The organism is Agreia sp. Leaf244 (assembly GCF_001422695.1).
Lineage (GTDB): Bacteria > Actinomycetota > Actinomycetes > Actinomycetales > Microbacteriaceae > Agreia.
On sequence record NZ_LMLX01000002.1, the window covers coordinates 532,932 to 554,118 of the forward strand.

A 21,187-nucleotide genomic window follows, 5' to 3' on the forward strand; every position below is an offset into this window, starting at 1 on the left:
CCGGTATGTGCGGCATCGTCGGTATCGTCTCGTCCGGTCCGGTCAATCAACAGGTGTACGACAGCCTTCTTCTGCTTCAGCACCGCGGGCAGGACTCGACCGGTATCGCCACGGCCGACGGCTCGACCTTCCACATCACGAAGGCCAAGGGGCAGGTCCGTGAGGCGTTCCGCACACGCGACATGCGCTCCCTCCTCGGAAACGTGGGCCTCGGCCACGTGCGCTACGCCACGAAGGGCGTCGCCGGCAATGAACAAGAGGCCCAGCCGTTCTACGTGAACGCGCCCTACGGCATCGTGCTCATCCACAACGGCAACCTCACCAACACCCGCGAGCTCAACCAGGAGCTCTTCCACATCGACCGCCGGCACCTGAACACGTCGAGCGACACCGAGCTGCTGCTCAACGTTCTCGCCACCGAGCTGCAGAGCCAGGTCTCCGGCCTCGACCTCGAGCCCGACCAGGTCTTCGACGCCGTCGCCAACGTGCACGAGCGCATCGAGGGCTCGTACGCCGTGATCTCGCTCATCGCCGGCCACGGTCTGCTCGCCTTCCGCGACCCCTTCGGCATCCGCCCTCTCGTGCTCGGCAAGCGCAGCGACGCGAACGCCCTCGCCGGCGTGCAGCGCGACGAGTGGATCGTTGCCAGCGAGTCGCTCGTGCTCGAGGCATCCGGCTACGAGGTCGTGCGCGAGGTCGCGCCCGGCGAAGCGATCTTCATCACGCAGAACGGCGAGATGTACTCGCGGCAGTGCGCGAAGAACCCGGTTCTCGTGCCCTGCTCGTTCGAGTACGTCTACCTCGCGCGCCCCGACAGCGTCATGAACGGCATCTCGGTCTACGAGGCCCGGCTCCGGCTCGGCAACCGCCTGGCCACGACCATCGCCGACCTCACCCCGATGGGCGACATCGACGTGGTCATGCCCATTCCCGATTCGTCGAGGCCCGCCGCCATGCAGGTCGCGCAGAAGCTCGGCGTCGAATACCGCGAGGGGTTCTACAAGAACCGCTACGTGGGCCGCACCTTCATCATGCCCGGCCAGGCCGAGCGCAAGAAGAGCGTGAGGCAGAAGCTCAACGCCATGTCGACCGAGTTCAAGGGCAAGAACATCCTGATCGTCGACGACTCGATCGTTCGGGGCACGACCTCGAAGGAGATCGTCGAGATGGCCCGCGCCGCCGGCGCCAACAAGGTCACGTTCACCTCGGCCGCTCCTCCCGTGCGCTTCCCGCATGTCTACGGCATCAACATGCCGTCGCGCGAAGAGCTCGTGGCCCACGGCCGCAGCTTTCCCGAGATCGCGCGCGAGCTCGGAGCAGACCACCTCATCTACCAGGAGATCTCCGACATGGAGAGCGCCATCCTCGAGGGAAGCCAGGTGAAGAACCTCGAGATGAGCTGCTTCACGGGCGAATACGTCACCGGCACGGTGAGCCCCGAGTACCTCGCCTGGGTCGAGGCGACGCAGCGCTCCTAGCGCCCGCTCCCTGAGCCTGTCGAAGGGCGCGCTCCCTGAGCCCGTCGAAGCGCCCGCTCCCTGAGCCTGTCGAAGGGCACAACGTGATCAGGCCCGAGGCATTCGCCCCGGGCCTGATCTCGTTCGTTCTCAGATCGCGCTAGCGGGTCAGCGCTCCGCGGCGACGACGCACGACGAGCAGCGCGCCCAGGGCGAGAAGCAGGCCGGCCCCGAGAAGCGGAACCGTCGCATCCAGACCCGTGGCGGCGAGCGCCGGCGGAGCGGCGGGCGCGCCGGGCGCGGCCGCGGCCGGGTCGCCGACCGAGACACCGGGGGTGCCCGGATCGACGACGATCTCGCCGATCTGCGCGGGGTAGCTCAGTTCGAGGCCCGACTCGTTCAACGCGAATGCGATGGTGTGGGCTCCGTCGGCCGCGCCCTCAGGAATGCTGAACGCCACGGTGGACCGGCCCTGCTCGTCGTAGAGGTCGACGATCGACAGGTCGATGTCGGCGGTCGCGATCTCGACGCCGTCGAAGAGCACCCGAACCGAGGTGTCCGGCACCGGAGTGCCGCTCAGCACCAGGGAGCTGAGCGAGAACTCGTAGCTGTCACCGGGCTCGACCGTGCCGAAGGCGACGGGCGTTCCGGCCGGGTCGGCGAGGTTCGCGATGCCGATCGAACCCGTGGTGTAGTCGGGCGACAGAGGCGAGTTCTGACCGATGTAGTCCCTGAACGCGTCGAGGTCGACTCGGCCGGTGTCGGCCTTGCCCTGGCCGTTGGCCAACTCGAGGAACCCGTCTCCACCGGCGGCGAGGAAGCTGTTCGTCACGACCTTGAAGGTGTCGTCCGCTGCGATGGGGTCGCCCAGGTAGAAGATCTCGGTCACGTGAGATCCGTCGGCGGCCGCGGGGTCGTAGGTGTACGTGAGCTCGGAGTTGATGCCGAGCTTGAGGAACGGGCGGGTCTGCCCCGTCTGCCACTGCTGCTCGAGCACCGTCTTGATCTGCGCACCGGTCAGCGTCTGCGTGAACAGCGTGTTGGCGAACGGTTGCACGGTTGCGGCCTCTTCGTAGGTCACAGAGCCGTCGACGTCGCCGGGGCTGCCCGGGTTCGCCGCGTAGTTAATGTTCGTGCGAAGGCCGCCGGGGTTCATAAAGGCGAGCTGAGTGCCGAGGTCGCGGGTGGCCCAGAGCTGGCCGTCGGCGACCTCATTGCCGAGCGTCGACTCGCCACCGCGGTTCTCTTTGGTGACGTCTGTCAACGTGGCCCTGTTGAAGGACTCCGTGACCGTGCCGATCACCTCTCGACCGATGATGCTCGACGTCTGCTTGGCTTCGGCGACGAGAGCGGCCACCTCGGCGTCTTGCGCGTACAACGAGGCCGCGGGCACTGCGGGGTTTCCTCCCGACGCCGGGATGGCGGGCTTCACCAGCGGGATGATCTCACCGGTCGACGATGAGATCGCCTTCGTGATGGGATTCACCTGGAAGTTGAAGTGACCGAGGTTGGAGCCGTAGCTGCCCGTCTGCAGCACGGGGATCGTCTTGGTGCCGACCGTCACCGACTGCGAGTACAGCGTGTGCGTGTGGCCGGATGCGATGGCATCGACATACGGACCGGTGCCTGTGACGATCTTGCCGAAGACGGTGTTGACGTCGGTGAAGTTGGCCGACGCCGACGCGGCACCCTCGTGGATCACGAGAACCAGCACGTCGGCTTCCTCGTTGCCGGGCGCCTCCGTTCCGTCGGTGAGCTCCTGCGCGACGGCGTTGACGCTGTCGACGATGCCGCCGACGGCCAGGGTGTCGATGCCGGCAGGGCTGACGAGCGTGGTCAGGTCTTCGGTGACCGCCCCGATGAAGCCGACCTTGACGCCGTCGAAGGTCTGGATGTCGTAGGGGGCGAACGCGTGATCGGTCGTGCCCTTGTTGAACAGGTTCGCCGAGATGAAGTCGAAGTCGGCCAGGTCGGAGACGCGACCCTCGAGGTCCGCACGACCGTGGTCGAGCTCGTGGTTTCCGATGGCCGACACGCTCAGGCCGATCAGGTTCAGAGCGTCGATGGTCGGCTTGTCCTGCTGCGCCTGCGAGATGAACGGCGAGCCGCTGATGTTGTCACCCGCCGACACGAGGGTGCTGTTGGGGTTCGCGGTCTTGAAGGTGTCGAAGGCGGTCGCGATGCTTGCCGCGCCGGCCTCGCCGCTGCCGAGGTTCTGCTCGAGGTGGCCGTGGAAGTCGTTCATCGTGTAGACGTCGATCGACACGTCACCGGGTGCGGCCGCCGCGGGAAGAGCGGCGAACCCGACGAGGGCGATGGTGGACGACACGAGAAGCGCGGCGGCGCGCACAGGGCGCCGCCGTGGTGAGGATGGCTGCATGGGGTGTGATTCTCCAGGAATTGTTCAGGGGTGACTCCCAGCAAACGCGACCCGACCATCGCAGTCAACGAACACCCCGAAACGAAACCTGTTGTTCACAAACGACAAAAGCTCAGCCCGTGCACCTCCCGTTGTGGGGTGCACGGGCTGAGCTCGTCAGCGGCGGATCAGACGCAGGCTGTGAGCTTCTCCACGGCCGAGGTCAACGAGTTCGGCCCACCCAGCAGCGTGACCTGGTCGACCCCGAGGGTTGCGAGATCGGCAATCACCTGGGCCGGAACGCACGTGGTCGGCACGACGTAGAGCGGAGCTCCGACCGCGCCGGCGTATGCCGCGCCCGCCAGCGCATCCGGGAAGTTGTATCCCGTGGCGATGAACGCGCGCTTGCTCGAGGTGAAGGCGTCCTTGTTGATGTTCGCCGAGGCCTCGAAACGATCGGCGCCCGACAGACGCGTGACCGTGCGGTCGGAAGCTGCGAGCGATGCCTCGATGGAGGGCGACACGGAGTTCGGTCCGCCCGCGATCTTCACGCTCGTGACGCCCAGCTCGGTCAAAGCCTTCTTCGTCGCAGCGTCCGCCACCGCAGCCGTGCCGTTCACGAGAACAACGGGTGCTCCGACCGCGCCACCGGCGGCGCTGGCCGACAGTGCATCAGGTAAGTTCTGGCCGGTGGAGACGTAGGCGAGGGTCGCCCCGGACTCACCGAATGCATAGTCGACGACGTTGCGCGACGCTTCGTACCGGTCGGCGCCGGAGATGCGCACGGCGTCACCGGTCGCAAGGGTGTCGAGCTGGGAGAGGACCGCATCCGACACCGAGTTGGGGCCACCCACAACGACGATCTTCGACGGCTTGAGCCGCTGGATCTCCGTTGTGACGGACGCGGGGATGGACGACTTCGTCGTCAGAAGAAGCGGCGCCTTCTCCTTGACCGCGGCCGGAGCTGCGCTGAGGGCGTCGGGGTAGTTCTCTCCGGTGACGACGTAGACGGTGCTCGCCGTCGTGGGATACGCCTTCTGGGAGATGCCGACGGCGACGTCGTAGCGGGTCGCACCCTCGATGCGGCTCGCCGGCGCGAAGTCGATCGGTGTGTAGGTCTCGAACGGGGCGTACTTCGCTCCACCACCCGGGTAGGTGTAGACGCCGTAGTTTCCCGTGGCTGGAGCGCCAGCGTAGTTGTTCTTGATGAGGAGTGTCGCCTCGAATGTTCCGTCGGGCTTGACCTCGATGGCTCCAGCCCCTGCCCCGCCGATCGTGGCGATGTCCTCAGCGGAGACGGCCCACTTGACGTCGGAGTTGCTGCGGGCGGATGACGCTGCGCTGGCCGTCGGCTGCCAGACGTCGGCGTACTTGCCGAACCCGACATAGACACCCGTGAACTTTCCGGCGAGCGGCGGGCGAGTGCCCGTGGTCGCGGCGCCGCTGGGAAGGAATCCGGTGCCTCTGACCGTGACGACCTCGCCGAGCGGGTCGATGTTGTTCGTCTTGGAGACGACCACGGTCGGGGTCGGAGCCGTGGCCGTGGCCGTGTATCCCACGGTCACAGGAAGGGCCGGCTTCTTGACGTCAGACGAGAGTCCGCTGCTGAACCAGTACGACGACTGGCCGGTCAGGAACTGGAAGTCGACGAAGTCGCTCGGGAACGACCCCCAGTACGCGCTGTTCGACGACGACGGGGCGACCTGGCCCGCGTCGGCCGGCGCGGAGACGCCCAGGTAGTCGGGCGTGACCGTGAATCCGTCTTCGTCCACGACTACACCGGTGAGGTTCGCCAGGGTGATCTCACGGGGAGCGATGGTCTCCCAGACGTTCGTGTCCTGCATGCTGGCGCCATATCCCGACGCCGTCGCGGTGAGCGTTCCGTTTCCCTCCGCATCGACGGTGAGGAGCGGGTCGCTGGCGGTCCAGTAGGTGAGACCGCCGTAGAAGACGACCGAGAAGTCGCCATCCCATTGGATGCTCGCCTCTCCCGTTGCAGGATCGACGTGCCCGCTGCCCGCCGAGATCGTGACCTTCGTGTCGGACCAGCTCGTCGCAGAGGTGTTCACGTTGGTTCCCGCAGGGCTCTGGCACTTCGTTCCCCAGGTGGGGTTCGTCGTCCCGTCGCCCGCAGCGTTCGGCTTGACGATCTCCACGTTGCCCGCTGAGGCGGAGTAGAAGCCGTCCGACTCGGTCCAGACGCGCGAGGAACCGGTGTTTCCGGCCACGCCGGCCGACAGGAAGTTGCAGCCGCCGAAGAAGGCGCCGCTGTTGGCCTCGTTGGTCACGCCCCAGGTCAGGACTGCGTCACTGACATCGAGCTCGGCGGCGGACGCGGGCAGCGCCGCGAAGGTCGAGAGGCCGACGGCGACGATGGCCGCCGCGGCCAGTGCCGCACGAGGGCGGCGAGAGGTTCTGAATTTCACGACAACTCCGGAATTGTGGGATCAGGCGCAGGGCACGCGCAGAGAGATATCGAGGCATCGTCATAATCGAGGCGCTCGATCGGAGTTAGCTTAGCCTTAATTAGGTTAGGTATTCCTAATTAACTTTCGTAGACTGCTTGTTGATACACCCCTCTCCTCCCTCGTTCGAAAAGACGCTCAACCATGTCCTCCACCGCACGCTCCCGGCGCATCCCCCGACTCTTTCTCGGCTCGGTGATCGTGCTCGCGGTGGCACTGACCGGCTGCTCGGCCGGCGCGTCCGGGGCGGAATCGGGCGAGGCATCCTGCGCGGCATCGACCACCCCGCTGGCCGAACTCGCCGTCGCCGACGCACCCCGCGAGACGGTCGGCGCATCCACCGCCTGCCTGACCGACACGGCCATCGACCCGGTCGCCGACGACGTCGTCTCGCAGCTGCCCGTGACCGTCACCGACAACCAGGGCACTCCGGTCACGATCACCGACACCTCGCGCATCCTCGCTCTCGACCTGTACGGCTCGCTCGCCGCCACGGTCTACGGACTCGGCCTCGGCGACAACGTCGTGGGGCGCGACACGTCGACCGGCTTCGACGAGGCGAAGGACCTGCCGCTCGTCACGCAGAACGGTCACGAGCTCAACGGCGAGGCCATTCTCGCGCTCGAACCCACCGTCATCCTCACCGACTCGTCGATCGGACCGTGGGACGTCGTGCTGCAGATGCGCGAGTCCGGCATCCCCGTGGTGGTGATGACCCCTACCCGCAGCCTCGAGAACACCGGCGACATCGTCACGGCCGTCGCCGCCGCGCTCGGCGTGCCCGAACAGGGCCGGATGCTCGCGGACCGCCTGCAGGACGAGACGGCTCAGACCGTGGCCGACATCGCGGCGATCGCCCCGAAGAACGAGGCCGACAAGCTGCGCATCATGTTCCTGTACGTGCGCGGAAACGCGGGTATCTATTACATCTTCGGAACGGGCTCGGGCACCGATTCGCTGATCACGAGCCTCGGCGGCGTCGACGTGGCCACCGAGATCGGCTGGCAGGGCATGAGGCCGATGACGGCTGAGGCCATGGTCGATGCGTCGCCCGACCTCATCCTCATGATGACCAAGGGACTCGAATCGGTCGACGGCGTCGACGGCCTACTCGAACGCATCCCGGCCGTGGCCGAGACCCCCGCCGGCCAGCACCGGCGCATCGTCGACATGAGCGATACCGAGGTGCTGAGCTTCGGTCCGCGCAGCCCCGCGGTTCTCGACGCCCTCGCCCGCGCCATCTACGCCCCGACGAAGGCCGAGTAGCGTGACCGCCGTCGACGACGCGACCCGCACCGACCGGCCCTCGCCAGAGGCCTCCGCCGATCCCATGCCGCGCACCGTCACCGCCCGACGCCGGGTGCTGCTGATCACGGGGCTCGCTCTCGCCCTGGCGGTCATGGCGCTCGTGTCGGCGGGAACGGGCCAGCTCTACGTGTCTCCGGCCGAGGTGTTCGGCTCGATCATGCACGCGGTCGGGCTCGAGATCGGGCCGCTCCCCGCGCATCCGAACGGCGAGAGCGCGCTCTGGACCATCCGGTTCCCCCGCGTGGCCATGTCGATCGTGATCGGCGCGGCGCTGGCCGCCGCCGGACTGCTGATGCAGGCCGTGTTCGGCAATCCGCTGGCCGACCCCGGCGTGATCGGTGTCTCCTCGGGGGCCGCGCTCGGCGCATCCGCCACCATCGTTTTCGGATGGGCGTTCTTCGGCGAGTGGACCATTGCCGTCGCCGCCTTCATCACCGGCCTCGCCGCCACCTTCGTCGTCTACTTCATGAGCCGGTCAGGCGGAAAGACGGAGGTCGTGACCCTCGTGCTCACGGGCATCGCCGTCAACGCATTCACCGGCGCGGGCCTCGCCCTCATGACGTTTCTCGGCGACCAGGCGGCGCGCGAGCAGATCGTGTTCTGGCAGCTCGGCAGCCTCAACGGCTCACGCTGGCAGCAGTTCTGGATCGTGCTGCCACTCATCGTCGTCGGCGTGATCGTCGCGTTCGTGATCTCGCGCAGGCTCGACCTGCTCTCGCTCGGCGAGCGCAGCGCCCGACACCTCGGGGTCAACGTCGAGGGGCTGCGCATCGTGGCCATCGTCGTGACCGCGCTGCTGGTGGCCGCCGCCGTCTCGTTCGCGGGCATCATCGCGTTCGTCGGCCTCGTGATCCCCCACCTCATGCGCATGATCATCGGCCCGGCGCACCGCCCGCTCCTCGTGGCCAGCGTGCTCGGCGGAGCGCTGCTGCTGCTCACGGCCGACCTCGTGGCCCGCACCGCCGTTCCCATGGCCGACCTGCCGATCGGCATGCTCACATCGCTGGTCGGCGGTCCCTTCTTCTTCTGGCTGCTGCGCCGTGCGCGCCGCAGTGCGGGCGGGTGGGGCTGATGCGCGAGGCGAGCGTTGCTCTGGATGCTCGGGGCGTGTCGGTCGAGATCGACGGCAGGCAGATCCTCGCCGACGCATCGATCCGGGTCTTCTCGGGGGAGATCGTGGCGCTCATCGGCCCCAACGGCGCCGGCAAGTCGACGCTTCTCGCCGCCCTGACGGGAGACCAGCCGCGAACCCGTGGAACGATCGAGATCGCCGGACGCCCTCTCGACGACTGGAAGCTGAAGGAGTTGTCGCAGCAGCGCGCCGTACTGCTGCAGGAGAACGGCGTGTTCTTTCCGTTCACGGTCGAGCAGGTGGTCGAAATGGGTCGTGCGCCTTGGCAGCGCACACCCTTCGACCACGACGACGAGGAGGCAGTCGACGAGGCGATCCGACTCACCGACATCGAGCGTTTCCGGCATCGACAGGTTCCCTCGCTGTCGGGCGGCGAGAGGGCCCGCAGTGCGTTCGCCCGCGTGCTGGCGCAACGCACCGGCATCCTGCTGCTCGACGAGCCGACGGCCGCCCTCGACCTGCGGCACCAGGAGGACGTGCTGCGGCTCGCCCGCGAGCGCGCCCATGCGGGCGACGCCGTGATCGTGGTGCTGCACGACCTCAACCTCGCCGCCGCCTATGCCGACCGCATCGCACTGCTCAGCTCGGGCCGCATCGTGGCCCAGGGCTCGCCCCGCGAGGTGCTCACGGTCGAGCGCATCTCCGACGTCTACGCCCAGCCGGTCGAGGTCATCACGCACCCCGAGAACGGCGCCACCATCATCCTTCCCGTGCGCGCCACTGCGCGCTCCCGCATCGCGCTCCCCCGAAAGGCCTCCTCATGACCCTCCGCTCCCGAATTCGAGCGACCGGACTGATCGCAACCGCGGCCCTCGCCACAGGTCTCGTCGTGGCACCGCTGGCCTCGCTCGCGCCGGCCGATCCCGTGCAGGCCGCGGGCGCATCCGTGTCTGTCAGCGTCGCGGGTCGACCCGACCTGACCGGCGTCGCCGATCCGACGTATCTCACCGAGCTGCAGCTGACCGGGTCTGGCTTCCAGTCGATCGTCAACGGCTTCGGCGGGGTCTACGTGTTGTTCGGGTGGGTGGATGGCGACGGCTGGCAGCCGAGTCAGGGCGGCTCGACGGGCACCGACTACCGCTACGTTCCCGACGACGAATCGAACCCCGTGGGCTACGCCTCGTTCGTGTCGTTCCCGGGCAGCTCGACCGAATACGCGGCGAACGGAGGCATCCTGGCGAGCGACGGCACGTTCTCGGCGACGCTCCAGATTCCCGGGGCCACGTTCACCTCGCTCGACCGCTCGGGGGCGGCCTCCGAGGTGGACTGCACCGAGGTGCAGTGCGGCATCATCACGATCGGTGCCCACGGCGTTCCGAACGCGAACAACGAGACCTTCACGCCGATCGCGTTCACCGATCTCTACGGCTCGGATCCGGCTGCGGCCGTCGCAGCACCCGTCGCCGAGGCGCCTGCCGCCGCGGAGGCGGCCACCCCGGTTCCCACCACCACGAGCTACGTGACGCAGCCCGCCGTCGTGGCAGCCGCCGACTCCACCGCGCAGCTCATCCCGCTCATCACCGGTGTCATCATCGGCGTGGGAGCGCTCGTCGTGCTGTCGATCGCGTTCCTGGTGTGGGCGGTGCTGTCGGGACGCAAGCGCCAGCGCGCGCTGCTGGCGGCGGCTTCCGCCCCCGCCGCCGCCGCTCAGGAGGCGAAGTGAGGGGCATCCGCGCCCGTTCGAGTGATGCGCGCCCCGACGACCGGCAGCGGATGCGCCCGGCGGGCGCGGATGCCCGGCGACGTGCGGCGAGTGCGGTCGCAGGGGCGGCCGTCACGAGCCTCGCGGCCGGCGCGCTGCTGGCGTTCGGGGCACTGCCCGCGAGCGCCGACTCGTTCACCGTCGACGACGCCGTTTTCGCCTGGGGCATCAGCAACGAGGCGAACAACCGCGCCTTCGCTCCGGGAACCTACAACGTCATGTCTGCGGGGGTGGCCCCGAAGACGAGCGGCGCCGACACGATCTCCGAGTCCGAGTGGGCGGCGACCTCCGGCGACGTCACGATTCAGAAGAAGAGCGCCGACGGCACCTACGCCACGGCGACCTGGGCCGGGCTCACGACCACGCCGACGGGCGAGCCGATCCCGAGCCCCACGAGCGGGCGCTTCAGCGATCACCGCGTGGCGATCTCGAGCGGCGGAGGAACCCTCGACGCCGCATCCGACGACGCGGACATCGCCTGGAGCGGCTCGTTCACGGTCGCGTTCTACAGCGGCATGACCCAGTTCTCCGTCTCCGATCCGCACCTCTCGGTGACGGCTGGGGTCGGCTCCGTCACCGCAACACTCAGCGGCTACGGCACGAGCATGGACGACCCCGACGTCTTCGAGCAGCTGCCCACCCGCGAGGTGACGATCGCGACCCTCACCGGCGTCGATGTCACCGAGAGCGGACTGATCGCGACTCCCGACTACGACGGCGTGGAGGTCGAGCTGCCCGAGTCGGCGTCTCCGCAGGTGCGCTCGGGTTCGGCCTGGGGGTCGTTTCCGCAGAGCTACGTCGACTACCAGCTGCTCACGGGACAGTCGTCGTACTGGTACTCGAGCGGGCTGAGCACCGACGGTTTCAAGAGGCCGCTGCCCATCGAGGTGTCGTTCGATTCCGTGGCGCCGGTGGTCACGGCTCCGAGCGTCGAGACACAGCCGGTGGATGCGCGAACGAGCGCGCGCCTCGGCACCTCCTTCGCGATCGAGGCTCGCGGCAGCGCTCCCCTCACGTACCAGTGGGAGCGCAGCGACGACGAGGGCGAGACGTGGACCGCCGTGGGAGACGGTGCCGCGACGCTGTCGCTCGCCTCCGTCGGCCTGTCCGACAGCGGAGCGCTCTTCCGGGCCACGGCGAGCAATCCGGCCGGCTCCGCCGTCTCCGACGTGGCGCGACTCACGGTCGATCCGTACGTACTCGGGTCGGTGGCGCCGGCCTTCGACGGAGTCGCCGCCATCCGCGCGGCGGTGAAAGCCGGCCATGCCATCGACGAGACGTCGTCGGCGACCGGCGTGCCGGCATCCATCGCCTCGAACCAGACGCTCGAGCTCGATCTGCCCTGGCCCGGCGCCTCGCGCACCGGGGAGGTCTGGCTCTTCCCGGGCGCCGTCTACCTGGGCTCATTCACCGTGGCCGGTGGAATCGCATCGGCCGAGCTGACGCTCCCTGCACTCGGGCCCGGCGACTACTCGCTGCTGTTCGTCGACGACGACGGCTCGTCGAAGCCGGCCGCCGTGTTCTTCTCGATCACACCCGACCAGCAGGGCCTGCACGACGTCAGCTACGCCACCTTCCGCTGGGGCGTCAACAACGAGAGCAACAACTCGGCCTTCGCCCCCGGAACGGTCAACTTATTCTCGGCCGGCAAGGTCACCGACACCGGCGGGCACGGAACGACCCTTCCCGAGTCGTCGTGGAAGCAGTCCGAGGGCAACGTCGCCATCGAGAAGCAGCAGGCCGACGGGTCGTTCGCTCCGGCGACCTGGGCGGGGCTCAAGACCTCGCCGTCCGGAGCTCCCCTCGGCTCCCCCACCACGAAGACGTTCAGCAACCATCAGGTCGTGCTGAGCCAAGGCGTCGGGCGGGTCGACCCCGGCTCCGACAACGCCGACATCCAGTGGGATGGCGACTTCACGGTGGCCTACTACAGCGGCATGACCTTCTTCTACGTGAGCGACCCGCGGCTGCTCGTGGCGAACGGCGTGGGCACGCTCACCGCCACTCTCGGCGGCTACGGCACCGACATGGACGACATGTCGAAGTGGGTTCCGCTCAGCGACACGGTCGTGACGCTGGCGACGCTGCCCTCGGTGGATGTGACGGCGGCGGGTTTCGTCGTGACGCCGGCGTACGACGGGGTGCGGGTGAGCATCCCCGCCACCGGTGTGGCGCAGAAGACCGATGAGGCCGGATGGGGATCGTTCCCCCAGGACTTCGTGGACTTCCAGGCCCTCACCGGCCAAGCCGCCTACTGGTACAGCTCAGGGGGAAGCGTCGATGCGAACAAGACCGCACTGCCGATGACCGTGTGCTTCGACAGCCCCGAGTGCTCGCCGCCCGCATCGGCGATCCAGCCCGAGTCGACGGCCGCTTCGGTCGCCCAGACGGCACTGACGGCTCCGCGCGCCCTGCGCGCTCCTTCGCTGCCACCCGTGGCCGAGGCCGTTCCCGCCTCGATGGCGCAGGCGGCCGGCTCCTCCCAGGTCGTCGTCGTTCAGCAGCAGGCCGGCAGCACCTCGGATCCCGGGCCCGTTGTTCTGCTGCTGGTCATCCTGCTCGCCGCGGCCGGGGTTCTGCTCGTCGTGACCGTTCCTACGGGCGGCCTGATCGCATCCGGACACCTGCTGCGATCTCGATGATTCTTGCGTGGCCATTACTTGTAGGTACAAGGAATATCGCGCTCGATGGTGTAGTTGTAGAGGGCATGAGCACACGCAACGACCTCTTGTCGGCCCAGACCGGAATGGGCGCCGTCACGCTTCGCGTCGGCGACCTCGACGGGATGATCGCGTACTACCGTGACGCGGTCGCGCTCGAGCTGCAGAGCCAGGAGGGCGACGTGGCCGTGCTCGGGCGGGGCGGCGTGCCCGCTGTCATCCTGCAGCACGCGCCCGAGCTGAAGCACGCCGCGCCCCGGTCGGCGGGTCTGTACCACACGGCCATTCTGTTCGAGACGGAGGCGGCGCTGGCTGCCGCCCTGTATTCGGTGGCCCGCCACGCGCCCGGAACGTTCACGGGCAGCGCCGACCACCTCGTATCGAAGGCCTTCTACTTCACCGACCCCGAGGGCAACGGCGTGGAGCTCTACTGGGACCGCGCGCGCACCGAGTGGAGCTGGGCGCACGGGCAGATCGAGATGGGCACCGTGTATCTCGACCCGAACGCGTTTCTGCAGCAGCACGTGACCCCCGAGCTGGTCGACGACCCGCGTGTCGGGGGCGCTCTCGTGGGGCATGTGCACCTCTCTGTTGGAGACGTGGCCTCGGCCAAGGAGTTCTACGTCGACAAGCTCGGATTCGAGACGACGACGGCCTTCGGCGACTCGGCGCTGTTCGTCTCGGCGGGTGGCTACCACCACCACATGGCGATGAACGTGTGGCAGTCGAAGGGCGCAGGGCGACGACCGCTCGCGCTCGGACTGGGGCTCGTGGAGATCGTGGTCCCCACGTCTGACGAGGTCGGACAGGTCGGCGAGCGGCTCGGGCACTACGGACTGCAGACCCGCGACGACGGACGCTCGCTCATGGTCGCCGACCCGTGGGACAACCAAATCCGGATCGTGCCGGCGCCTGTGGCGGCGCCGCCGTCGGCCGAGTAGCTGCGTCACCTCGCGAGTAGAGCCTGTAGAGACGGGGGCCGTTCCCTGAGCCTGTCGAAGTGGGGCTCCGCTCCCTGAGCCCGCCGAGGGGGGGGCTCCGTTCCCTGAGCCCGCCGAGGGGGAGCTCCGTTCCCTGATCCCGCCGAAGGGGGGAATCCGTTCCCTGAGCCTGTAGAAGGGGGGCTCCGTTCCCTGAGCCTATCGAAGGGGTCCCGCCCCACCACGCCTCATGCGCCGGTCGAGTAGCGCTCGCGAGGCACGAGCAGCGCGTATCGACCCCCCCCCCCCCCCCCCCCCCCCCCCCCCCCCCCCCCCCCGTTCCCTGAGCCCGTCGAAGGGCCCCGCTCCCTGAGCTTGTCGAAGGGCCACCCGTTCCCTGAGCTTGTCGAAGGGCCGCCGTTCCCTGAGCTTGTCGAAGGGCCACCCGTTCCCTGAGCCTGTCGAAGGGCCGCCCGAGCTCGCCTCGCTCCTTTCCTCCACAGCCCCGTTCTGGCCAAGTTATCCACACCCATATCCCCTGATCATGCCTCGGATGCGCTCCCCGACCCAATGTCAGTGGCTACTGTTTGACTTCGCGTATGGACCTCCACGACGCATCCCTCGGCGACATCGCCGAGCGCCTCCGTGAGCTCCTTGACCAGAACCGCGCAGCCGTGTCTGCCGGTGCCGGGCCGGGCGCCGATTCCGGTGACGCCTTGCTCGAAGCGGCCCACGCTTGGGAGGCGATCGGTCGCGCCGGTGACGCGGCCCGAACCTGGGTGGCTGCGGAAGTCGCGAACGAGTCCCGCCGTGAACTCGACACGGCCGGTCTGGCCTACCGTCACGGCTTTGCGTCTGCGCGAAAGCTCCTTGCCGCGACCACGAACGTCTCGGAGCGCACTGCGGCGACCCGCATCAGCCTGGGCCAGCGGTTGCGGTCGTCGATCTCGATCTCGGGAACCCCGAATCCGAGTTTCTTCCCGGTCGTGGAGGAGGCGTTCTTCGCCGGCCGGGTCGGTGTGGATACGGCCGCGGTGATCTGCAGAACGCTGTCCGAGGTGGTGAACCGTACGGGCTGGTCGGATGACACCGATCGGGCCGAACGGTATCTGGTCGCCGCCGCGATCGCCACCATCGCAGACGCGGCAGCCGATACCGACCCCGATGTCGCATCCGACCCCGACGCCGGTACCGACGCGGATGCGGGTGTCGACGCGGGCGGCGGCACAGGCGACGCGGATGCGTTGTGGAGAGCACCGAGGCGGTACACCGTCGAGGAGATCGGCCGGCTCGCGATCCGCATCCGGGAACACCTCGACCCCGACGGAGCCGAACCCCGCGACGCCGTCAAGCAGTCGCTCCGCGGGTTCAGCTACCCGAAAATTGGAGCAGACGGCATAGCCCGCGGCAGGTACGCGCTCCCACCGTTGCAACTGGGGGTGTTCCTCGCCGCGGTCGACTCGATCCTCAGCCCGCGCACCCTCGACACACCAAATGCGCCACCACGCACGGCAAGCCAAGACGCGACCGATCTCGGTCATACAGGTGCAGGCATCACCGGCAATCAGGGCATCGCCGGAGACGAAGAAAACGGCCCGCTGACGAACGATCCTTCGCGACAGACCTCAGGAGCGAAGAGCGGCACCCCAGACGACCACACCATTATCGACTCGCGCACGGCGGAGCAGAAGCTCCTCGACGCGGTCATGACCCTCCTCGAAATGGCCGCTNCCTCAGCCCGCGCACGCCCGACACACCGAATCCGCCACCACAGGCGGCGGGCCCGGAGGCAACCGGTCTCGGTCATGCCGGTTCAGGCATCACCGGCAATCAGGGCGTCACCCGAGACGAAGAAAACGGCCCGCTGACGAACGATCCTTCGCGACAGACCTCAGGAGCGAAGAGCGGCACCCCAGACGACCACACCATTATCGACTCGCGCACGGCGGAGCAGAAGCTCCTCGACGCGGTCATGACCCTCCTCGAAATGGCCGCCGTCTCGCCGGCAGCGTCGCTGCTGAACGGGGCGGCACCGACCGTGAACGTGCACGTCACCTTCGACGACCTCGAATCCGGGCGCGGGGCCGCGTGGATCGACGGCAGCACCCAACCCATCCCCATCAGCACGGTGGACCAGCTCCGCTGCCATGGCGACACGATCACCACTGTCTTCGGTGACCATGGCGAGGTCCTGCATCACGGCAAGACGAAACGGTTGGCCACCCGAAGGCAACGCAGAGCACTGGCCGCCCGCGACGGAGGATGCGTCATCCCCGGCTGCACCGCGCCACCCTCACGGTGCCAGGCCCACCACGTGACCCCGTGGGTGAGTGAGGACTATCCGCCCGGACGGACCGACATCGACAACTTGGCGTTACTGTGTCCGTTCCACCACTCCACGATCCACACCTCGGCATGGCAACTCGTGATGATCCACGGCAGACCGCACGTCAGACCACCGAGCTGGCAAGACCCGAACCGATCACCGAGGCCCGCCGGACACCAACGAACAGGCAGACCCTGGTGACCCCAGTAACCCCGTTCATCGAGCCTGTCGAGACGCCAGACCCATGCCCCCCCGTTCGTCGAGCTTGTCGAGACCCCCTTCGACACCGCGTTCATCGAGCCTGTCGAGACGTCAGACCCATCCCCCCCCCCCGTTCGTCGAGCTTGTCGAGACGCCAGACCCATCGACACCCCGTTCGTCGAGCTTGTCGAGACGCCCTTCGACAGGCTCAGGGAACGAAATGGTCTGGGAACGACAGGGTCAGGGAACGGAAGGGTCAGGGAACGAAATGGCCAGGGAACGAAATGGCCAGGGAACGGGGCTACTCGTTCAGCGCACGTCGTGGCGCGCCACCAGCTCTCTCTTCAGCACCTTTCCGCTCGGCCCCATCGGCAGGGCCTCCACGATCGCGACTTCCCGCGGATACTTGTATGCCGCGACGTGCTTCTCCGCGAACGCCACCAGCTCCGCGCCGGTCGCGGTCGCTCCGGCAACCAGCACCACCGCCGCTACGACCTCCTGACCATGCACCTCGTGGGGGATTCCGTACACGGCCGCCATCGAGACATCCGGATGCCCGGCGAGCACCTCCTCGACCTCGCGGGGGTACACGTTGTAGCCGTTGCGCAGGATCATGTCCTTCTTGCGGTCGAGAATGCGAAGGTAGCCGTCGTCGTCCTTCGTTCCGAGGTCGCCGGTGCGGAACCATCCGTCGACCACCGACCGGGCCGTGTCCTCCTCGCGGTGCAGGTAGCCCTTCATGAGGTTGTGGCCCCTGATCACCAGTTCGCCGAGCTCCCCCCGAGGAAGCAGCTCGATCGCATCGTCGTTCTCGGCTCGGGCGATCTCGACATCCACGCCCCAGATCGGCGTGCCGATCGTTCCGGGCCGCGGGGTGACCCCGCGCTGGTTGAAGCTGGCGACCGGAGAGGTCTCGGTGAGGCCGTAGCCCTCGTGGATGTCGACGCCGAAGAGCTGCGTGAACCTGTCGATGATGGCCACCGGAATCGCGGCACCGCCCGAGATGCCGTAACGCAGCTTCGTGTCGACGGGCTCGGTTCCGGCGGCGGCCAGGATCACCATGTACATGGTGGGCACCCCGAAGAAGATCGTGCAGCCGTGCCGCTTGATGAGCTCGATCGCGCCGGCGCCGTCGAACTTCGGCATCAGCACGATTGTGGCGCCCGCACGGAATCCGGTGTTGAGCACACACGTCTGGCCGAAGGTGTGAAAGAGCGGCAGGCAGCCGAGCAGCACGTCGTCGCTCGTCATGTCGAAGGTGTCGAGCAGCAGCGTGCTTGTCTGCTCGACCAGGGAGAAGTGGCTGCCCTCGGCGCCCTTCGGCGACCCCGTCGTTCCACTCGTGTAGAGAATGGTCGCCGTGTCGCCCGGGGCGCAGGCCACGTAGGTCTCGGGCGGCACCGTCTGCGCGGCGAGATCCTCCAGGCGATCGAAACCCACGGCATCCAACGGCTCATCGCCCGAGTGCGGCGGCATCATGAGCGACACCACATCGACGCCCGCGAGTGCCGCCCCCTTCGCACCCTCGCCGAGAAGCGGAGCCGAGCACACGAGCAGGGTGGCCCCGCTGTCGCGCAGCACGAACGCGATCTCCTCGGCCTTCAGCAGCGCATGAATCGGCACGACGATCGCGCCGAGCGCCAGGAGGGCGTAATAGACACGGGGAAAGTCGGGCACGTTCGGTATCAGGATGGCGACGGGGTCGCCTCGGCCGACCCCTCGATCGCGGAGGGCTCCTGCATAGGCGAGCGTCTCCTCCCACAGCGTGGAGTAGCTGATGCTCTGCTCCCCCACGATCAGGGCCGTCTTGTCGGGCCGGCGCCCGGCCGTCTCGGCGAGGATGGCGGCCACCGAGACGGTGGCGTACCCCGTCGGGGTGGCTGCTGCGGCGGGGCTCACGGGTTCACTCATCACGATCTCCAGTCGTCATTGACCTCAGACTCCGAGGCTACGGTCGGGCGGCCCGCCTGCCAAGTGGAGCGCTCGGGCGTGAAGCCGATGCCCAGCGTTTAGACTGGGGGCGAATCCACCCGTCACTTCTCGAAAAGAGTTCTCCGGTGCCCACAATCGTCGTCGAGGTCATGCCCAAGGCCGAACTTCTCGATCCCCAGGGCAAGGCCGTGCTCGGTGCCCTCACACGCCTCGGCCAGTCGCAGTTCACGTCGGTTCGAGTCGGCAAGCGCTTCGAGCTCGCCGTCGAGGGCGAGGTCAGCGATGCCGTGCTCGCCGAGGTCGCGACCCTGGCCGACGAGATGCTCTCGAACTCGGTCATCGAAGACGTCGTCGGCATCCACGTCGTCGAGTCTCCCGCCGACGGCGCATCCGAGGTCGCAGCCGGAGCCTCCGTCTGATGCGCATCGGCGTCGTCACCTTCCCCGGCTCGCTCGACGACCGCGACGCCCAGCGCGCGGTGCGCCTCGCCGGCGCCGAACCCGTCGCGCTGTGGCATGGCACCCACGACCTCGACGGCGTCGACGCCATCGTGCTGCCCGGCGGCTTCAGCTACGGCGACTACCTGCGTTGCGGCGCCATCGCCAGCCACTCCCCGATCATGGCCGAGGTCATCCAGGCGGCAGAGCGCGGTGTGCCCGTGCTCGGAATCTGCAACGGCTTCCAGATGCTCACCGAGGCGCACCTGCTGCCCGGCGGTCTCATCCGCAACGACCACGGCTCCTTCATCTGCCGCGACCAGCGCCTGGGCGTCGAGAACACGTCGACCGACTGGACCAACGGCTTCACCGATCGCCAAGAGATCACCATCCCGCTCAAGAACGGCGAGGGTGGATTCATCGCCTCGACCGCCGAACTCGAGCGCCTCGAGGGCGAGGGCCACGTGGTCTTCCGCTACCTCGACGTGAACCCCAACGGTTCGCTCAACGACATCGCAGGCATCACAAACGCCCGCGGCAACGTCGTGGGCCTCATGCCTCACCCCGAGCACGCGGTCGAGCCCGGCTTCGGCCCCGACACCCCGGATGCGATGCGCTCGGGAGTAGACGGCCTCACGTTCTTCACGTCGGCGCTCGAGGGCCTGCTCGCTCGCGCGTAGCCTCCGAGTTCACTCCGTACCCCCGAACGGGGGTCAGCCAGCACGATAGCGTCGAAGCATGACTACTCGACGAAGTACTCAGACCGTGACCCTTCTCGGCGCCATCTCGCTGATCGGTTCGATGGCCCTCGTCGGATGCTCGGCCTCGCCGAGCACGCCGTCGAGCACGGCCGATCCGGCGGGAAGCGCGACGCCGGCTTCCACTCCGGCCCCTGCCGAGACAACCGCGGAGACGCCCGAGATCGCGCTCGCCCGGGACTATCTCGACGCCATCGCCGCGGGTGACTCTCAGACGAGCTGGCCCCTGCTGTCGCCAGAATCGCAGGCCTTCTACGGCTCCGTCGACACGTACGAACAGCTGGCGGCGACCGGTGGCACCGTCACCGCCGTCGAAGCGACCGAGCTCGCCTCCGCGCAGCTGGTCGCGGCAGAGGGGCCGGAGGGAGCGATCACCGTGGTGAGCGGCGCGACCGCCGACGCGGCCGACGCGTGGATCGTGCGACAGACCGACTCCGGTCTGCGCATCGACGACGCCGGCGTGCCGCCGACCGGTGAGTCCGTCTACTCGTGGATCAATCCAGCCGCCGGGCCCGAAGACCAGACCGGCGAGGCCGCCTACGACCCGGCATCCCCCGTCGCTATCTCGTTCGCGGTCGCGGATCCGGCCGACGGACGATCGCTGGTGGGTTCGCCCGAGACGATCTACGCGTGGCAGGGAGACCAGCCGGTCGACGCGACACTGGACGCGGCCTCGGATGCCCAGCGCACCTTCGTCGTGAACACGACACCTGAGACAGGGCCGCACGCGGTGACGGTCGTGTGGCAGGTGAGCGTAGACAGCCACGAGTGGCGATCGAGCACGGTTCTGCTCACGAGCTGACGGTCCGGGATCAGGGCGGGATGCGTCGTCAGCCCTCGAGGGGAAGTCCGACGTAGGCGGCGATGCGCTCGACGAACGGCCAGTCGACGTCGGGGTTGATCGATTCGGCGATTCCGCGGGTGAGCGGCCGAAGCTCGAGGATCGGAGCGATAGCCGCCGCGCTGAGGGAACGCGACCAGTAGCGCCCGCGATCAGTGGCGACGGCGTCGGCCGACCATGCAATCACCTGCGAGAGGGGCCAGTCCGTGGGCTTCGGCTCGACGCCATCGATCGGCGCCGGTCTTCCGTGCTTCCAGCCCGTGCCGTCATGCCACATCGCGAGCGTGATGAGCGGGTAGTCCTCGTCTCCGAGCTTCTCCATCTGCACATACTGCTGGAGTCGAGCGGGCAGACCATCGACGAGGCCGGGCCACAGCCCGTCGTTGGCATACGGACTCAGATCGGACTCGTGGTCGAAGACGCGCACGAAGGTCTGGCCCCCGTCGAAGAAGACGAAATAGTAGTCACCGGCCCCGTTGTCGTAACGGCCGAGAGCCACGCCCTCGGAGAACGACGCCGTGAAGCTGTAGGTCAGGTGCCGAGTGCCGCAGATCGCATCGAGCACGGCCAAAGCGCGGAGTCTGTCGCGCAGTTCGAGAGGGCCGGGAAGGGTTCGGGCGAGTTCGTCGAGCGTGGATGCCATGGATCCAAGGCTACGGCGATGCGGCCGCGGCGGCCCTTCGACAGGC

Annotated in this window: 16 protein-coding genes; 12 read left to right on the forward strand and 4 right to left on the reverse strand. The window is 68.0% G+C overall.

The genetic code is table 11. From position 1 onward, the window contains the following. Positions 1-5: 5 nt before the first annotated feature. Positions 6-1,478, forward strand: a complete 1,473-nt coding sequence (purF, locus tag ASF06_RS07355; protein ID WP_055945176.1) for an amidophosphoribosyltransferase — start codon at positions 6-8, stop codon at positions 1,476-1,478. Between the two features lie 139 nt (positions 1,479-1,617). Here the strand turns inward: purF and ASF06_RS07360 are convergent, their stop codons facing one another. Then, positions 1,618-3,837 (reverse strand): bifunctional metallophosphatase/5'-nucleotidase, encoded by a 2,220-nt coding sequence (locus ASF06_RS07360; protein ID WP_055945179.1) that lies wholly within the window; start codon positions 3,835-3,837, stop codon positions 1,618-1,620. A gap of 167 nt (positions 3,838-4,004) precedes the next feature. After that, complete coding sequence (locus ASF06_RS07365) at positions 4,005-6,242, reverse strand: cell wall-binding repeat-containing protein (RefSeq protein ID WP_055945183.1); 2,238 nt, start codon at positions 6,240-6,242, stop codon at positions 4,005-4,007. A gap of 183 nt (positions 6,243-6,425) precedes the next feature. Between ASF06_RS07365 and ASF06_RS07370 the strand changes: the two genes are divergently transcribed. The 8 genes from ASF06_RS07370 to ASF06_RS20195 all read left to right on the forward strand — a co-directional run bounded on the left by ASF06_RS07370 (position 6,426) and on the right by ASF06_RS20195 (position 16,530). Continuing rightward, a complete protein-coding gene (locus tag ASF06_RS07370; RefSeq protein ID WP_055945186.1) occupies positions 6,426-7,547 on the forward strand; it encodes a heme/hemin ABC transporter substrate-binding protein in 1,122 nt (373 codons plus the stop codon). A gap of 64 nt (positions 7,548-7,611) precedes the next feature. Next, positions 7,612-8,661: a FecCD family ABC transporter permease gene (locus tag ASF06_RS07375; protein WP_055946288.1), complete on the forward strand. Its 1,050-nt coding sequence runs from the start codon at positions 7,612-7,614 to the stop codon at positions 8,659-8,661. Continuing rightward, positions 8,661-9,485 (forward strand): heme ABC transporter ATP-binding protein, encoded by an 825-nt coding sequence (locus ASF06_RS07380; protein WP_055946290.1) that lies wholly within the window; start codon positions 8,661-8,663, stop codon positions 9,483-9,485. Before ASF06_RS07375 ends, ASF06_RS07380 begins: the two co-directional genes overlap by 1 nt. After that, the gene (locus ASF06_RS07385; protein ID WP_055945189.1) at positions 9,482-10,384 is read left to right on the forward strand and encodes a hypothetical protein; all 903 of its coding nucleotides are present in this window, start codon (positions 9,482-9,484) and stop codon (positions 10,382-10,384) included. The genes ASF06_RS07380 and ASF06_RS07385 overlap by 4 nt, the downstream gene beginning before the upstream one ends. Continuing rightward, positions 10,381-13,065, forward strand: coding sequence for a hypothetical protein (locus tag ASF06_RS07390; protein ID WP_157439110.1), 2,685 nt, complete (start codon positions 10,381-10,383; stop codon positions 13,063-13,065). Before ASF06_RS07385 ends, ASF06_RS07390 begins: the two co-directional genes overlap by 4 nt. A 65-nt stretch (positions 13,066-13,130) precedes the next feature. After that, positions 13,131-14,024 (forward strand): VOC family protein, encoded by an 894-nt coding sequence (locus tag ASF06_RS07395; protein ID WP_055945195.1) that lies wholly within the window; start codon positions 13,131-13,133, stop codon positions 14,022-14,024. A gap of 578 nt (positions 14,025-14,602) precedes the next feature. After that, positions 14,603-15,733, forward strand: a 1,131-nt coding sequence (locus tag ASF06_RS07400; protein WP_235500932.1) for a DUF222 domain-containing protein, incomplete at its 3' end; no start/stop codon positions are given. 200 nt (positions 15,734-15,933) lie between these two features. After that, positions 15,934-16,530, forward strand: coding sequence for a DUF222 domain-containing protein (locus tag ASF06_RS20195; RefSeq protein ID WP_442853930.1), 597 nt, complete (start codon positions 15,934-15,936; stop codon positions 16,528-16,530). 309 nt (positions 16,531-16,839) lie between these two features. Here the strand turns inward: ASF06_RS20195 and ASF06_RS07410 are convergent, their stop codons facing one another. Then, the gene (locus ASF06_RS07410) at positions 16,840-18,441 is read right to left on the reverse strand and encodes a long-chain-fatty-acid--CoA ligase (protein WP_055945203.1); all 1,602 of its coding nucleotides are present in this window, start codon (positions 18,439-18,441) and stop codon (positions 16,840-16,842) included. A gap of 146 nt (positions 18,442-18,587) precedes the next feature. Between ASF06_RS07410 and purS the strand changes: the two genes are divergently transcribed. From purS to ASF06_RS07425, 3 genes are read left to right on the forward strand one after another with little or no spacing between them, the layout of a single operon-like run. Continuing rightward, complete coding sequence (gene purS, locus ASF06_RS07415; protein ID WP_055945204.1) at positions 18,588-18,881, forward strand: phosphoribosylformylglycinamidine synthase subunit PurS; 294 nt, start codon at positions 18,588-18,590, stop codon at positions 18,879-18,881. Then, entirely contained in the window at positions 18,881-19,579 is a 699-nt protein-coding gene (gene purQ, locus ASF06_RS07420; protein WP_055945205.1) for a phosphoribosylformylglycinamidine synthase subunit PurQ, read from the forward strand. The genes purS and purQ overlap by 1 nt, the downstream gene beginning before the upstream one ends. A 58-nt stretch (positions 19,580-19,637) precedes the next feature. Continuing rightward, positions 19,638-20,459, forward strand: a complete 822-nt coding sequence (locus ASF06_RS07425; RefSeq protein WP_157439111.1) for a hypothetical protein — start codon at positions 19,638-19,640, stop codon at positions 20,457-20,459. 28 nt (positions 20,460-20,487) lie between these two features. On the opposite strand, the gene ASF06_RS07430 is transcribed toward ASF06_RS07425, so the two are convergent. Continuing rightward, a complete protein-coding gene (locus ASF06_RS07430; RefSeq protein WP_055945210.1) occupies positions 20,488-21,141 on the reverse strand; it encodes a hypothetical protein in 654 nt (217 codons plus the stop codon). Between the last annotated feature and the right edge of the window lie 46 nt (positions 21,142-21,187).